Genomic DNA, 14,524 nt, shown 5'->3' on the forward strand with positions numbered 1-14,524 from the left:
GCACGCATGAGCACCCCAACGACGACGACACCCGGCGCGGCCGAGGTCGAGCTCGCCATCGGCGGCATGACCTGCGCCTCGTGCGCGGCCCGTATCGAGAAGAAGCTCAACCGCATGGACGGTGTCGAGGCGACCGTCAACTACGCCACCGAGAAGGCCAGGGTCGTCTACCGGGGCGACGACGTCTCCGTACAGGACCTCATCGCCACCGTCGAGGCCACCGGCTACACCGCGCACGAGCCGGCGCCGCCCGCGACGGAGACCCGCGAGGACGCGGAGGACGCGGAGGGCGCGGAGGGCGAGCCCGACGAGCTGCGGCCGCTGCGGCAGCGGCTGATCACCGCGGTCGTGCTCTCCGTGCCGGTCATCGCGATGGCGATGGTCCCGGCGTTCCAGATCGACTACTGGCAGTGGCTGTCCCTGACGCTGGCCGCGCCGGTCGTCACCTACGCCGGCTGGCCCTTCCACCGGGCCGCGTGGACCAACGCGCGGCATGGCGCGGCGACCATGGACACGCTCATCTCGGTCGGCACGTCGGCGGCGTTCCTGTGGTCGCTGTGGGCGCTGTTCTTCGGCACGGCCGGTACGCCCGGGATGACGCACCCCTTCGAGTTCACGATCGCCCGCAGCGACGGCGCGGGGAACATCTACCTGGAGGCGGCGGCCGGGGTCACCGCGTTCATCCTGGCCGGGCGCTACTTCGAGGCCCGCTCCAAGCGCAAGGCGGGCGCGGCGCTCAGGGCCCTGATGGAGCTCGGCGCGAAGGACGTCACCGTGCTGCGTGACGGGCGCGAGACGCTGATCCCGGTGGCGGAGCTGCGGGTGGGCGACCGTTTCGTGGTCCGGCCCGGCGAGAAGATCGCCACGGACGGCACGGTGGTGGACGGTTCGTCGGCCGTGGACGCCTCCATGCTGACGGGCGAGTCCGTGCCGGTGGAGGTCGGCGTGGGCGACCCGGTCACCGGGGCGACGCTGAACGCGGGCGGCCGGCTGGTCGTGGAGGCCACCCGGGTCGGTGCCGACACGCAACTGGCGCGGATGGCGAAGCTGGTGGAGGACGCGCAGAACGGGAAGGCGGCGGCGCAGCGCCTGGCGGATCGTATCTCCGCGGTGTTCGTACCGGTCGTGATCGCTCTCGCGCTCGCCACGCTGGGCTTCTGGCTGGGCAACGGGTCCGGTCTGACCGCCGCGTTCACCGCCGCGGTGGCCGTACTGATCATCGCCTGCCCGTGCGCGCTGGGGCTCGCGACCCCGACCGCGCTGATGGTCGGCACCGGACGCGGCGCGCAGCTCGGCATCCTCATCAAGGGGCCCGAGGTGCTGGAGACCACCCGCGAGGTCGACACCATCGTCCTCGACAAGACCGGCACGGTGACGACGGGCAGGATGACGCTGCTCGCCGTGCACACCGCCGAGTCGGTGGACGAGGCCGAGGCGCTGCGGCTGGCGGGCGCGCTGGAGCACGCCTCCGAGCACCCGATCGCCCGGGCGGTCGCCGCCGGCGCGGAGGCCAAGGTCGGTACGCTCCCGGTCCCCGAGGACTTCGCGAACCTCGCGGGCCTGGGCGTCCAGGGCATCGTGGAGGGGCACGCGGTCCTCGTCGGGCGCGAGAAGCTGCTCCGCGAATGGGAGATCCACCTCCCGGCCGATCTGGCCCGCGCAAGGGAGGAAGCCGAGGCGGCCGGCCGTACGGCCATCGCGGTCGCCTGGGACGGCGAGGCCCGCGCGGTCCTGGAGGTCGCCGACGCGGTCAAGGACACCAGCCGTGAGGCCGTCGAGCGGTTGCGTGCCCTGGGGCTGACCCCGATCCTCCTGACCGGTGACAACAAGGCGGTGGCGCAAGCGGTCGCCGCCGAGGTGGGCATCGACCAGGTGATCGCCGAGGTCATGCCGGAGGACAAGGTCGACGTCGTCAAGCGCCTCCAGGCCGAGGGGCGCCGCGTCGCCATGGTCGGTGACGGCGTCAACGACGCGGCCGCGCTCGCCCAGGCCGACCTGGGGCTCGCCATGGGCACCGGCACGGACGCGGCCATCGAGGCGGGCGACCTGACCCTCGTACGGGGAGACCTGCGGGCGGCGGCGGACGCGATCCGCCTGTCGCGGCGCACCCTGGCCACCATCAAGGGCAACCTGTTCTGGGCCTTCGCCTACAACGTCGCCGCCCTGCCGCTGGCCGCCGCCGGCCTGCTCAACCCGATGATCGCGGGCGCCGCCATGGCCTTCTCGTCGGTCTTCGTCGTCGGCAACAGCCTGCGCCTGCGCGGTTTCAAGGCGGCCTGATCAAGGCGGCGGCCTGATCAAGGCGGCGACCGGATCAAGGCGGCGACCGGATCAACGCGGCGGCCTGACCGCTCGCACGACCGGCCCCCGGAGCGGTTCGTCCCGCTCCGGGGGCCTTTGCGGTCACCCCGCCAACTGGCTCGGCAGCGGCGCCGAGTGAAGGACCGTCAGGCCCGACACCGCCCTCGTCAGGGCCACGTACAGGCGCCGCAGGCCCGTGCGCTCGTCCGGTTCGCCGTCGACCACCGCCGCCGGTTCGTCCAGGACGACGTAGTCGTACTCCAGGCCCTTCGCCAGCGAGGCGGGGACCAGCGTCAGGCGGGAGGCGGCCGTCGTCTCCTCGCCCGGTGCCAGGTACGGCAGGCCCCGCGAGGCCAGCGCCTCCGCCAGCGCCGGAACCCGCGCGTCCGCCGCGATCAGGCCGATGGAGCCCTCATGCGCCAGCGACGCGAGGCACGCCTGCACCACCGCCGCGTCCAGGTCCTCCACCGCCCGCACCTCCAGCGAGCCCGGCGACTCCCGCACCGACCGCACCGGGGCCAGCCCCGGCGACATGTGCGGCAGCAGCCGTGACGCGTACGCGATCACCTCGCGCGGCACACGGAAACCGGCCGTCAGCTCCTCCACCACCGCGGCCGGCTTGCCCAGGTGCCGCAGCGCGTCCGCCCAGCTCGCCGTCGCCCACGGCGTGGTGCCCTGCGCCAGGTCGCCCAGCACCGTCGCCGAACCGGTCGAGCAGCGCCGCCCCACCGCCCGGTACTGCATCGGCGACAGGTCCTGCGCCTCGTCCAGCACCACATGCCCCAGCGAATGCGTACGCGACACGAGGTCCGTCACCTCGTCGATCAGCACCGCGTCCGCCGCCGACCACAACGCCGACCGCACCGAACGGGCCGGCTTCGTCCACAGGATGGCCTTCTGCTCGTCGGCGGTGAGCAGACCGTCCCCGTGCGCCGCCAGGAAGTCCGCGTCCGACAGCAGCCGCAGCACCAGCTTCGCCGGGTCGACCGCCGGCCAGACCGCCTTCACCAGCGCCTTCACGGCCGCGTTGCGCGCCACCGCGTCCTGCACCCGGTCGTCCGGCGCCTCACCCGCCTGCTCCATCCGCACCAGCACCGCGTGCGCGACGCGCTGCGGGAGGGCGTCACGGGCGGCGCCGTACCGGATGTCCCGGTCCAGCAACTCCCGGACGATCTCCTCCAGTTCGTACGCCGGCACACGCCAGCGCCGTGACCCCCGTACGACCATCAGGGCCTCGGCCGGCATCGTCACATGCGACCGCACCGCCCGCCGCAGCACCTCCGCCATCCTCGCGTCGCCCTTGACCACCGCCGCCGCCGCGTCGTCGGTGCCCCGCACCTCGACGTGCGCGACGAGATCGTCCACCGTCGCCTGCTTCACCTCCAGCTCACCGAGCGCGGGCAGCACCTGCTCGATGTAGTGGAGGAAGGACCGGTTCGGCCCGATGACCAGCGTGCCCGTGCGGGCCAGCCGCTCCCGGTGCGCGTACAGCAGGTACGCCACCCGGTGCAGGCCGACCGCCGTCTTGCCCGTCCCCGGGCCGCCCTGCACACACAGCGTGCCGCCGAGCCCCGACCGTACGATCTCGTCCTGCTCGGGCTGGATCGTCGCGACGATGTCCCGCATCGGGCCGACGCGCGGCCGCTCGATCTCCGCCTGGAGGAGCCGAGAGGTTCTCTCCGCCTCGGCCGGGTCGGACAGGTGCTCGTCCTCGTACGCCGTCAGCTCGCCGCCCGTGTAACCGAAGCGGCGCCGCAGCGCGATGTCCTGCGGGTCCTTCTTCGACGCCCGGTAGAACGGCTGCGAGACGGGCGCGCGCCAGTCGACCACCATCGGGTCGCCGTCCCCGTCGTGGACGTGGCGCCGCCCGATGTAGAAGCGCTGCCCTTCCTGGGCGGTGGGCAGGTGGTCGAGGCGGCCGAAGAACAGCGGCGTGTGCGACAGGTCGGCCAGCGCCTTGATCCGCTCCTCGATCTGGGCCTCCAGCACGGCGGCGTTGACCCAGTTCGCGGTGACGTCCCGGATGTCGAGCGCCTGGACGTCCTCGCGCATGGCGCGCAGGGCGGCCCGGGAGGCGGCGAGGTGGGCGCGTTCACGCGCGAGGGGATCGAGGGGGTCGGTGTGCGCGGGCACGGCGGAGCCTCCGTGGAGTCGGTCACGTGTGTGGGCGGGGCCCGTCCGGTTTCCGACCGGGGGGCGGCGCTCCGCGAAGGGAGGCGGGCAAGGCCGGCGATCTTAGCCACGCGCCACAGGCGGAGCCACCGAATATCCGACCCGAGGGATATCCGACCCGAGGGATGTCCGACCCGTAGGGGATGCCGTATGCCTGGAGTCGTACGCGGGCGGCCTCGCGGTTCGGTCTGCGGACCGATGACCCGCCCACGGCCGGAAACCATCATGGAGACATGACCACAGCCACGTTCAGCCACGGCGGTTCGGGCGCCACGGCCCTCGGCGCCACCCGCCACCCCGCCCACCGCCTCGGCAACGCCCTGCGCGCGATCAAGGTGTTCGCCGAAGCGGCGTTCGCGGTCGTCGTCCTCGGGGAGTACGCCGAGGAAGCCGGCGTCAGGCGCCGCTGAGATCGGGATCGACGTCCCGGAGCAGTTCGTCGGCGTCCACGATCCGGTACGCGTATCCCTGCTCCGCCAGGAACCGCTGCCGGTGCGCCGCGAAGTCCTGGTCGATCGTGTCCCGGGCGACCACCGAGTAGAAGTGCGCCTGGTGCCCGTCGGCTTTCGGGCGCAGCACGCGGCCCAGCCGCTGCGCCTCCTCCTGGCGCGAGCCGAACGTGCCCGACACCTGGATGGCGACCGTCGCCTCCGGCAGGTCGATCGAGAAGTTCGCGACCTTGGACACGACCAGAACGCTGATCTCCCCGTTGCGGAACGCGTCGAAGAGCTTCTCGCGCTGCGCGTTGGACGTCTCGCCCTTGATCACCGGCGCGTCCAGGTGCTCGCCCAGCTCGTCCAGCTGGTCGATGTACTGGCCGATCACCAGGATCTGCTGGCCCGCGAACTTCCGTACCAGCGCCTCCGTCACCTTCCGCTTGGTCGCGGTCGTCGCGCAGTAGCGGTACTTCTCCTCCGTCTCGGCCGTGGCGTACGCCAGGCGCTCGGAGTCGGTGAGATTGACGCGGACCTCGACGCAGTCGGCCGGCGCGATGTAGCCCTGCGCCTCGATCTCCTTCCACGGGGCGTCGAAGCGCTTGGGCCCGATGAGCGAGAACACGTCCGACTCGCGGCCGTCCTCGCGTACGAGCGTCGCCGTCAGGCCGAGACGGCGGCGGGCCTGGAGATCGGCGGTGAACTTGAAGACCGGCGCCGGCAGCAGGTGCACCTCGTCGTAGACGATCAGGCCCCAGTCCCGCGAGTCGAACAGCTCCAGGTGCGGGTAGATGCCCTTCCGCTTGGTCGTCAGCACCTGGTACGTGGCGATGGTGACCGGGCGGATCTCCTTCCTGGTCCCGCTGTACTCGCCGACCTCGTCCTCGGTCAGCGAGGTGCGCTTCACCAGCTCGTGCTTCCACTGGCGGGCGGAGACGGTGTTGGTCACCAGGATCAGCGTGGTCGCCTTGGCCTGCGCCATCGCGCCCGCGCCGACCAGCGTCTTCCCGGCGCCGCAGGGCAGGACGACGACCCCGGAGCCGCCGTGCCAGAAGCCCTGGACGGCCTGCTTCTGGTACGGGCGCAGCGCCCAGCCGTTCTCGTCCAGGTCGATACGGTGCGCCTCGCCGTCCACGTACCCCGCGAGGTCCTCGGCCGGCCAGCCCAGCTTCAGCAGCGTCTGCTTGATCTGCCCGCGCTCGGAGGGGTGCACCGCGACCGTGTCGGGATCGATCCGGGCGCCCACCAGCGGCTGGACCTTCCTGGAGCGGAGGATCTCCTCCAGGACGGGCCGGTCGGTGGTGGTCAGCACCAGGCCGTGCGTGGGGTGCTTGCTGAGCGTGAGCCGCCCGTAGCGGGCCATCGTCTCGGCGACGTCGACCAGCAGGGCGTGCGGCACGGGATAGCGGGAGAACTCGACGAGCGCGTCGACGACCTGCTCGGCGTCGTGCCCGGCCGCCCGCGCGTTCCACAGGCCCAGCGGCGTGACCCGGTAGGTGTGGATGTGCTCGGGCGCGCGCTCCAGCTCCGCGAACGGCGCGATGGCGCGACGGCACGCGTCGGCCTGCTCGTGGTCGACTTCGAGCAGGAGTGTCTTGTCGCTCTGGACGATCAGGGGTCCGTTCACGCCTCACCCTTTCCTGGCGTTACTGGCGGTCCTGGCGGCGCCTCGGGGACACGGCCAAACATCCAGTGTTACGCATCGGCGGGCTGAGCAGGCGTGCGGTGAGGTGGCTCACACGGGGCTACAGCCAGATGTTGCTCACCAGTGGGCCTTCGACCTGGACCTCGCCCAGCGGGCCGCCCGCGCCGCCGATCGGGGGGATCACCATGGCGGCGAGGAACAGGACGGCGGCGATGCGGCCGATGCGGCGGGCCAGGGGTCGGTGCCTCATGGAACGGGGTCCTTTCACGCGGCGGATGCGGGGACGGTGGACGGGGCCCGCACCGTCCGGAGCGGTGCGGGCCCCGCACGGGGGTGGGGCAGGGGCGGCCGGTCAGACGCCGAGACCGCCCGAGAGATCGATGGTGATCGCGGCGGCCTGGGTGGTGAACGCGGACAGGAACGCGGCGGTGGTGAGGAGGACGGTGGTGACTCGGCGCATGGGACGACCTCTTTCCTGTGGTGCGTGAGGTTGATCGGGACGGCTCGTGGCTGCCCATGGCGCACCGGTGGGTATGCGGAAAGTCCCCCGGGAGTGGGGAGTTGGTCACCCCGGAGCGGTAATTCGCCTGGCGGGCCGCATGATCGGGGCCGGGCCGGTCAGAGCTGGTCTTCCGCCACTTCCGCCACACCCGTGATCCGGTGCAGCGGGTACGTGCGGACCTCGTCGGCCGTGTGGTCGTACGCCGTGACGAAGCCGCCCTCGACCCGTACCGGCGCGATGACCCGCTGGCTGGCGGCGCCCTCGGCGTTCACGTAGCCGATCCACACGGCCGAGCCGGTCATGGCGGCGGCCTGGACGGTGGCGAGGGTCTCGGCGGCGGAGGTGCGGGGCAGCTCGCCGTCGACGAGCCGGGACGTGCCGTCGCGGCCCGGCTCGTCGCGGCGTACGACGGTGGCGGCCAGGTCCCCGGCGCGGATCGCCTTCACGGCCGCGCCCAGCAGTGTGGCGCCGGGGGACGGCGGGCCGTCCGGCACGGGGGCGGGCGCCGTGCGGGGCGGGGTGCGGTAGGCGTGCGCCCGGGTGATCAGGACGTCGCCCTCCGCCGACTCGGCGGCCGGGGCGAAGCCCATGGACCGCAGCCCCTCCAGGAGCGTGGCCGGGTCGGCCTGGGCGGCCAGCACGGTCGGCGCCAGGCGGCGCAGGCGCAGCGGGTCGGACCGCTTGTCGGCGAGGATCTCGCCGAGCACGGCGTCGTCGTCGCAGCGTACGTACGCGGACGCGGCGCCCACGCGGAGGTGGCCGTGTCTGCGCGCCACGTCGTCGATGAGGTACGTGAGCGGCTGCGGCACGGGCGTGCGGGAGTGCGCGGCCAGGAAGGCGTGCAGGTCGGCCGCCGCCTGCCCGGCGTCCAGGGCGCGGCGCACGGAGGCGGGCGTGAAGCGGTACACGGTGGCGCCGCCCTTGGACTCGACGTCCGCGAGCACGGCGAGCATGTCGGCGAGCGGCCGCTTCAGCGGGCCCGGGGCGACGGCCGTCAGGTCCGCCTGGAGCAGGACGTGGTCGACCGGCTCGGGCAGCAGCGGCGCGAGCAGAGCGGCCGCGCCCGCGTGCGGGGCCACGCCGGAGTGGGCCGGGCGCCGCCCGTTGAACGCCTCGGGGTCGGCCGGCAGGGCGGCATGGGCGGCGGCCTCCGGGTTGCCCTGGCCGGCCACGGGGTGGTCCGTGCCCGGGGCCGGCGCCCCCGGCAGCAGCGCCCGGCCATGGGCCGACAGGGCGCCCCGGCCCGTCACGCCCAGCAGCTCCGCCTCCGTCAGCGTCCAGCTCGCGAGCCGGGCCCGCAGGTCCGTGCCCGGGGCGTCCTTGTCGGGCGCGCCGCCGCGCAGCGGGCGCTCCCAGCGCAGCCGCGCCAGCAGCGCGTCCGGGTCGGGCGACGCCCCGGCCGGGAGCCCGGCCAGCAGCGTCAGCACCCGGTGGCGCACCTCCGGCGCGGCGCCCCGGTCCAGGTCGGGGCCGAGCGCGGCGAGCGTGCGGCCCTTGGCGTCCTGGGCGCCGACCAGGCCGGGCGTCCGGGTGGCGGTCAGCCACGCGCCGGCCAGCCGCGTCCAGCGCTCGGCGGCCGGCAGGGCGAGCCACTCGTCGTACTCGGGCGTCGGGGCGTACCGCTCCTCGGCCGCACCGTCCGGGGCGATGAGCCCCGCCCCGTACGCGACCTCCAGCCAGAACGCCGCCACCGGCTCCGTCACGTCCAGCGCGACCGCCGTCCGCCTCAGGTCCCGTACGGACAGGCCGCCCGCGCGCAGCACGGCCGGGCCGCCCTCGTTCCACTCCTTCGCGAGCTCCTCGATCGTCGCGAGCGCGGTGTACGCCTGGCCGGCCGCCGTGCTGTCCACAACCTGTGGACGGTACTCATGGGCGGGCGTGACGGCGGGCGGCACCGGCTCCGGCGTACGGTGTGCGCGCCCGGCGCGCAGATGCAGTGCCGCCTCGCGCGGCAGCACCACGGTGCGCGCCGTCGCCGGCAGCAGCAGGCCCCGGTCGCGCAGCCACCGCACGGGCGGCGTCGGGTTCGCCGTCACCTCGCCGTACGGCGGCCCCCACACCAGCCGGTCCAGCACCCCCAGCGCCTCCATCGGCGCCGTGTCGAGCAGCGCGCCCATCCGCTCGCGGTCGGTGAACAGCTCGGTCAGCGCGGCCACCGCCGACACCGGGTCGTGTGTCGTGGGCAGCCCGGCCGCCGCGATGATCTCCTGGAGCCGGGTCGGCGACATACCGGCCGTCGCCTCCGCGACCGTCGGGCCGAGCCCGGTCGGGGACGGGTGCTGCGGCGAGGGGGCCAGCAGTTCGCGGGCCGTCCGCACCAGCCGCAGCCGGTCGTCGTCGCCCCACACCAGGGCCTGTTCCCGCAGCACGCCGACCGCCCGGGGCAGCGCCGCCTCGACGTCCGGGTCGCCCTCGTCACCGGCCATCAGCGCGAGCAGCACCGGGTACGGGGCCGGGTCCGGCGCCACCGCGAGGGCCTCGGCGGTCTGGAGGACGAACCGGTCCAGCCGCTCCAGCGCGCGCACCACGGAGGCGCGGGTACCGGCGCGGGTGGCGAGCTGCGTGAGGTCACCCGGAACGGGAACCAGCAGGTCGGGGCGGGCGCGGAGCAGCGCGGCCAGCCCCTCGTCGCCGCGCGCCCGCAGGGCCTCCGCGAGGGTGCGCGGAGCCGCCGCACCGCCCTTGCCTTCGCCGCTTGCGGGCACGTGCGCCTCCCGATCGAGCTCACCGGTCCCCATCCGCACCACGTTAGCCCCTGCGCAGGCGCTAACGTCGTGACGGTGGGGATCGAGAGCGACCAGCTGGTCTTCGACTATCTGAGCCGGGTGGGTGACCTGGCCCAGCAACGACAGCTGTCCTCGCAGACGCGGATGCGGCTGGTGGCATCGCTGCGGAGCGAGATCGACAGCAGGCGCGCCAAGGACGACAGCCCGGCGGCGGTACGGGGCATTCTCACCGCCCTCGGCACGCCGGACGAGGTCGTCGCGGCGGCGGCGTCCCCGGGAGCGGCGTCCTCCGGGACGGCTGGCCCGGCGCGTCCGGCGGCACCGGCGGGGCCGGGGGCACAGTCGGGGCGTTCGGGGCCTTCGGTGCCCGAGCAGCGCACGCCGCGTACACCGCGCACGCCACGGCTGCGCCGGCCCTCCGTGCCGCGCCCGCGCGAGACGTCGGCACCGGACGCGTGGAGCCCGCACCTCGCGGGCATGGACGAGGTCGGCGCGTCGGCCTCGCCGCCGGACTGGTGGCGTGTCGAGGAGGGCCCGTTCGGCGGGGAGATGGTGCCGGGGTTCCGGGGCGGGCTGGAGATCCCCGACATGCTGAAGCCTCCGCCGAAACGTGCCACCACGGACCCCGCCGCTCCGGGACCCGGACCGGAACCCGCCGCGGAAGCCGTCGCCCCGGCTCCTTCGGCCCCGCGCCGCCGCCTGCCGCGGCTGGGCCATCCGCTGCTGCTGGCCGCCGCCGCGCTGCTGGTGACCGGCGTGGTCCTGGGCTCCTGGCTGCCCCTGTTGGCCGGCTGGCTCCTCGCGTACGCCTCGCGCCGTCTGAGCCGCGCGGAGGCCAAGTGGGTGGTGCTCGGCCTGCCGGGCGTGGTGGCGGCGGGCGCGGCCGTGTGGCTGTGGGGCAGGCTCGACGGCCGCTGGGGCGACCCGATCGCCCCGGGCGGCGACGCGCTCGGCGCGGCGTTCGCCGCCACCTGGCCCTGGGCCCTGCGCGCGGCCGCCCTCGCCTCCGCCCTGCACCTCCTCTGGCGCGCCCGCCGGACGTGACCCCGGCCCCCCGGGGCTCACAACTGACCTCCCCTAACAGGCGGGTTGGGGGATGTCCATACGTCATGGGGACCGGTTCGACTCCTCTCTTGGTATGACGCGTCCCATGCCCGCGCCTGGATACCTTCGCCTGTTGGAAGATCCGTTCGAACGGGGAGAGTGCATGACCAGCACACTGAGGAAGTTCGGAACGACCGCGTCGGCGCTCGGCCTGATGGCCGCGGGCATGACGTTCGGTGTCGCGCCGTCCGCGCAGGCCGCCGTAGGACCGTCCGGTTGCAGCGCGTACGTGTCGCACACCAACGACCACGTGGCCGTGGGCTGGTGCAGCTCGGGCAACGGCACCTGGAACGTCCAGGCGTGGTGCGGCGGTCCGGGCGGCGCCAGGGGCCCCTACAAGGGCACCCCCGGCTACCGCACGGGTGGCAAGGAGAAGGCCGCGACGCTCAACTGCGGCTCCTCCGGCTTCCCGTACAACATGAAGGTCGTCGACAAGAAGGCCTGACCCGCCTCAAGGCACCCGGGTGGCCCGCGCGGAGCGTCGCGGGCCACCCGGGCCGCCGCCATCGGCGGCGCCCGGGCGGGTAAGCGCGGGCCACGTCCCCGCAGCCGGCCGAAAGCGGCCGACAGGCACAATGGCCCCCATGGTCTCCACGCTCACGGTCGGCTTCGACCTCGACATGACGCTGATCGACTCCCGGCCCGGCATCCACGCCGCCTACCGGGCGCTCTCCGCCGAGACCGGGGTGTGGATCGACGCCGACCTGGCCGTCACCCGCCTGGGACCGCCCCTCGAACAAGAGCTCGCCCACTGGTTCCCGGACGACCGGATCCAGGAGATGGGCGACCGCTACCGTGAGATCTACCCCACGTACGCCATCGAGCCGACGCTCGCCATGCCCGGCGCGAGGGATGCGATTCAAGCCGTTCGCGCGTCGGGCGGCCGGGCCGTCGTCGTCACCGCCAAGCACGAGCCGAACGCCAAGCTGCACCTCGCCCACCTGGGCATCGAACCGGACGCGGTGATCGGCTGGCTCTGGGCCGAGGCCAAGGCGGAGGCCCTGCGCGAACACCGCGCCACCGTGTACGTCGGCGACCACACCGGCGACGTCCGCGGCGCCCGCACCGCGGGTGCCCTCGCCGTCTCCGTACCGACCGGGCCGTGCGACGCCGACGAGCTGCGCGCGGCCGGCGCGGACGTCATCCTGCCTGATCTGACGGCGTTTCCGGCCTGGTGGGAGGGCTACCGGGCGTCGGCCGCCGACGTGGCCTGACGGCGCTGCGCCGCGATCGACCGCAGCACCCCGGCCGCGGCGATCACGAACCCGACGCCCATCAGCATGCACACGGCGTACGCGACCGGCGGGAACGGATCGGTGCCGAGGAAGAGCGGCGCCACCGTGACCAAAGTGGCCACCGCGCCGATGATGAAGACGAGGGCACCGGCACGGACGAGGCCGTCACCGGGGGCGGCGCTGTTCGAAGGGGTTTCGTTACGCATTCGGCCAGGGTAGTTCCCAGGCCGGAGGAACAAACCGGAGACGTCTTGTCACCAGCCCCCGGACCATTAGCCTTGGTGCGCCGGGGGTCCCCCCTTGCTCAAGCGGAGTCGAGAGCGCGGGGGAGGGTCCGGGCGACCCGCTGCAGTGCCATCCAGAGCCGATTTTCGGCGCCAGACATCGAGTACGAGGACGAGGACAGACGTGCCTACCGGCAAGGTCAAGTGGTTCAACAGCGAGAAGGGCTTCGGCTTTCTCTCCCGCGACGACGGCGGCGACGTCTTCGTGCACTCGTCGGTGCTCCCTGCCGGAGTCGACGCCCTCAAGCCCGGCCAGCGCGTCGAGTTCGGCGTGGTGGCCGGCCAGCGCGGCGACCAGGCGCTGTCGGTGACGGTCCTGGACCCGACCCCCTCGGTCGCGGCGGCGCAGCGGCGCAAGCCGGACGAACTGGCGTCCATCGTCCAGGACCTGACGACGCTGCTGGAGAACATCACTCCGATGCTGGAGCGCGGCCGCTACCCCGACAAGGCCCACGGCAAGAAGATCGCGGGCCTGCTGCGCGCGGTCGCCGACCAGCTGGACGTCTGAGTCGGACACCTGAGTCAGGACGTCCGAGTCGTCAGCGCGTCAGGGCTTCGGCGCGTTCGGGCCGAGGGACGGTGACCCCGTCCCTCGGCCCTCCGGCGTGTGCGTGCGCGTGTGCGTGCGCTGTGCGGCTGCTCGCGGCGTCAGGCGAATGACAGGGCGTCCGGGCTCAGGGGCGGGACCAGACCCTCGGCCGCCGCGCGGGTCAGCAGCCCGCGTACGGCCGCGTAGCCGTCCTCGCCGAGGTCGGCCGTGAACTCGTTGACGTACAGGCCGATGTGCTGATCGGCCACCGCCGGGTCCATCTCCTGCGCGTGTGCGCGTACGTACGGGCGCGATGCCTCCGGGTCGTCCCAGGCCATCCGCACCGACGCCCGCGCCGACTCGGCGAGCAGCTTCAGCGTGGCCTCGCCCAGTGAGCGCTTCGCGATGATCGCGCCGAGCGGGATCGGGAGCCCCGTCGTGGACTCCCAGTGCTGCCCCATGTCGGCGAGGCAGTGCAGCCCGTAGTGCTGGTAGGTGAACCGGGCCTCGTGGATGACGAGCCCCGCGTCGACCTTCCCGTCCCGTACCGCCGGCATGATCTCGTGGAACGGCATCACGACCACCTCGCCGACGCCACCGGGCACGGTCTCCGCCGCCCACAGGCGGAACAGGAGGTAGGCAGTGGACCGCTCGCTCGGGACCGCGACCGTCTTCCCGTTGAGGTCGGTGTCCTCCTCGCGGGTGAGGACCAGCGGACCGCAGCCCCGGCCCAGCGCGCCGCCGCACGGCAGCAGGGCGTACTCGTCGAGGACGTACGGCAGGACCGCGTACGAGACCTTCAGCACGTCCAGCTCGCCCCGCTCGGCCATCCCGTTCGTGACGTCGATGTCCGCGAACGTCACCTCCAGCTCCGGCGCGCCGGGCACGCGGCCGTGCGCCCAGGCGTCGAAGACGAACGTGTCGTTGGGGCAGGGGGAGTACGCGATCCGCAGGGTCACAGGGCCTCCAGGAAGACGGTGGTGCTCAGGAGCCGGCAGGCGTACCCCAGGGAGTCCATGGCCTGGCCGATCCGCCAGGCGGCGCGGTCGCGCGGGCCGACGGTGTTGGAGACCGCGCGGATCTCGATGACGGGTACGCCGTGCGCGGCGGCCGCCTCGGCGACGCCGAAGCCCTCCATCGCCTCGGCGCCCGCGTCCGGGTGGCGGGCGGTCAGCCGGGCCGTGCCGGCTGCGGTGCCGGTGACCGTCGACACGGTCAGGACCGGCGCGACCAGGTGGCGCTGCCCGCCCTCGTGCAGGGCCTTGGCGATCCGGTCGGGCAGCCCGGGCGGCGGCAGGTGGACCGAGCGGCCGAAGCCGAGCTCCTCGACGGGAAGGTAGCCGTCCGGCGTGTCGGCGCCCAGATCAGCGGCGATCATCGCGTCGGAGACGACGACGGCCCCGAGCGGGGCGTGGGGCGCGAAACCGCCGCCGATGCCGGCGGAGACGACCAGGTCGTACGCGTACGGGGCGCGGGCCAGCGCGCTGGTGGTCGCCACCGCCGCGGCGGCGGGCCCGACGCCCGCCACGAGGACGTCCACCAGGCCGGCGGCTACGGCCGGCGCGGCGGACGGGGCGGTGGCCGGCCCGGGG

13 protein-coding genes are annotated in these 14,524 nt (G+C 73.9%); 6 read left to right on the forward strand and 7 right to left on the reverse strand.

Annotation, left to right across the window (positions count from 1 at the left end; translation table 11 throughout):
* Window positions 1-6 precede the first annotated feature (6 nt).
* On the forward strand, window positions 7-2,280 hold the full coding sequence (locus tag QWM81_RS19755; protein WP_290113454.1) for a heavy metal translocating P-type ATPase: 2,274 nt from the start codon (window positions 7-9) through the stop codon (window positions 2,278-2,280).
* Between the two features lie 123 nt (window positions 2,281-2,403).
* Here QWM81_RS19755 and QWM81_RS19760 read toward each other — a convergent pair whose 3' ends face one another.
* Entirely contained in the window at window positions 2,404-4,434 is a 2,031-nt protein-coding gene (locus tag QWM81_RS19760; protein WP_290113455.1) for a HelD family protein, read from the reverse strand.
* Window positions 4,435-4,706: 272 nt separating this feature from the next.
* Between QWM81_RS19760 and QWM81_RS19765 the strand changes: the two genes are divergently transcribed.
* Complete coding sequence (locus QWM81_RS19765) at window positions 4,707-4,883, forward strand: hypothetical protein (protein WP_290113456.1); 177 nt, start codon at window positions 4,707-4,709, stop codon at window positions 4,881-4,883.
* On the opposite strand, the gene QWM81_RS19770 is transcribed toward QWM81_RS19765, so the two are convergent.
* The 3 genes from QWM81_RS19770 to QWM81_RS19780 form a co-directional block, all read right to left on the reverse strand.
* Entirely contained in the window at window positions 4,870-6,534 is a 1,665-nt protein-coding gene (locus QWM81_RS19770; protein ID WP_290113458.1) for a DNA repair helicase XPB, read from the reverse strand. The two genes, QWM81_RS19765 and QWM81_RS19770, sit on opposite strands and share 14 nt — an antisense overlap.
* 118 nt (window positions 6,535-6,652) lie before the next feature.
* Window positions 6,653-6,802: a hypothetical protein gene (locus QWM81_RS19775; RefSeq protein WP_290113459.1), complete on the reverse strand. Its 150-nt coding sequence runs from the start codon at window positions 6,800-6,802 to the stop codon at window positions 6,653-6,655.
* A 368-nt stretch (window positions 6,803-7,170) separates the two neighbouring features.
* The gene (locus QWM81_RS19780) at window positions 7,171-9,792 is read right to left on the reverse strand and encodes a helicase C-terminal domain-containing protein (protein ID WP_290113460.1); all 2,622 of its coding nucleotides are present in this window, start codon (window positions 9,790-9,792) and stop codon (window positions 7,171-7,173) included.
* Between the two features lie 42 nt (window positions 9,793-9,834).
* Here QWM81_RS19780 and QWM81_RS19785 point away from each other — a divergent pair, with 42 nt between their 5' ends.
* The 3 genes from QWM81_RS19785 to QWM81_RS19795 all read left to right on the forward strand — a co-directional run bounded on the left by QWM81_RS19785 (window position 9,835) and on the right by QWM81_RS19795 (window position 12,098).
* A complete protein-coding gene (locus QWM81_RS19785) occupies window positions 9,835-10,824 on the forward strand; it encodes a hypothetical protein (protein WP_290113461.1) in 990 nt (329 codons plus the stop codon).
* Between the two features lie 163 nt (window positions 10,825-10,987).
* Complete coding sequence (locus QWM81_RS19790; RefSeq protein WP_290113462.1) at window positions 10,988-11,329, forward strand: hypothetical protein; 342 nt, start codon at window positions 10,988-10,990, stop codon at window positions 11,327-11,329.
* 130 nt (window positions 11,330-11,459) lie between these two features.
* Window positions 11,460-12,098 carry an HAD family hydrolase gene (locus QWM81_RS19795; protein ID WP_290113463.1) on the forward strand — a complete coding sequence of 213 codons (639 nt, stop codon included), beginning with the start codon at window positions 11,460-11,462 and terminating at the stop codon, window positions 12,096-12,098.
* Here the strand turns inward: QWM81_RS19795 and QWM81_RS19800 are convergent.
* Window positions 12,068-12,325, reverse strand: coding sequence for a hypothetical protein (locus QWM81_RS19800; protein ID WP_290113464.1), 258 nt, complete (start codon window positions 12,323-12,325; stop codon window positions 12,068-12,070). The two genes, QWM81_RS19795 and QWM81_RS19800, sit on opposite strands and share 31 nt — an antisense overlap.
* Before the next feature lie 202 nt (window positions 12,326-12,527).
* Here QWM81_RS19800 and QWM81_RS19805 point away from each other — a divergent pair, with 202 nt between their 5' ends.
* Complete coding sequence (locus QWM81_RS19805) at window positions 12,528-12,911, forward strand: cold-shock protein (protein WP_126886708.1); 384 nt, start codon at window positions 12,528-12,530, stop codon at window positions 12,909-12,911.
* Window positions 12,912-13,051: 140 nt separating this feature from the next.
* Here QWM81_RS19805 and QWM81_RS19810 read toward each other — a convergent pair whose 3' ends face one another.
* A complete protein-coding gene (locus tag QWM81_RS19810; protein WP_290113465.1) occupies window positions 13,052-13,891 on the reverse strand; it encodes a 1,4-dihydroxy-6-naphtoate synthase in 840 nt (279 codons plus the stop codon).
* Window positions 13,888-14,524: futalosine hydrolase (locus tag QWM81_RS19815; RefSeq protein ID WP_290113466.1), on the reverse strand; the 637-nt coding region annotated here is incomplete at its 5' end. The genes QWM81_RS19815 and QWM81_RS19810, both read right to left, overlap by 4 nt.

The sequence above is a fragment of the Streptomyces ficellus genome, from assembly GCF_030406405.1.
Classification (GTDB): domain Bacteria; phylum Actinomycetota; class Actinomycetes; order Streptomycetales; family Streptomycetaceae; genus Streptomyces; species Streptomyces ficellus_B.

What these genes read in the sequence shown, in the direction of transcription:
- QWM81_RS19755 (WP_290113454.1), top strand. Translation starts at nt 7, where the DNA reads ATGAGCACCCCAACGACGACGACACCCGGCGCGGCCGAGGTCGAGCTC.
- QWM81_RS19765 (WP_290113456.1), top strand. Translation starts at nt 4,707, where the DNA reads ATGACCACAGCCACGTTCAGCCACGGCGGTTCGGGCGCCACGGCCCTC.
- QWM81_RS19775 (WP_290113459.1), bottom strand. Translation starts at nt 6,802, where the DNA reads ATGAGGCACCGACCCCTGGCCCGCCGCATCGGCCGCATCGCCGCCGTC.
- QWM81_RS19780 (WP_290113460.1), bottom strand. Translation starts at nt 9,792, where the DNA reads ATGGGGACCGGTGAGCTCGATCGGGAGGCGCACGTGCCCGCAAGCGGC.
- QWM81_RS19790 (WP_290113462.1), top strand. Translation starts at nt 10,988, where the DNA reads ATGACCAGCACACTGAGGAAGTTCGGAACGACCGCGTCGGCGCTCGGC.
- QWM81_RS19795 (WP_290113463.1), top strand. Translation starts at nt 11,460, where the DNA reads ATGGCCCCCATGGTCTCCACGCTCACGGTCGGCTTCGACCTCGACATG.
- QWM81_RS19800 (WP_290113464.1), bottom strand. Translation starts at nt 12,325, where the DNA reads ATGCGTAACGAAACCCCTTCGAACAGCGCCGCCCCCGGTGACGGCCTC.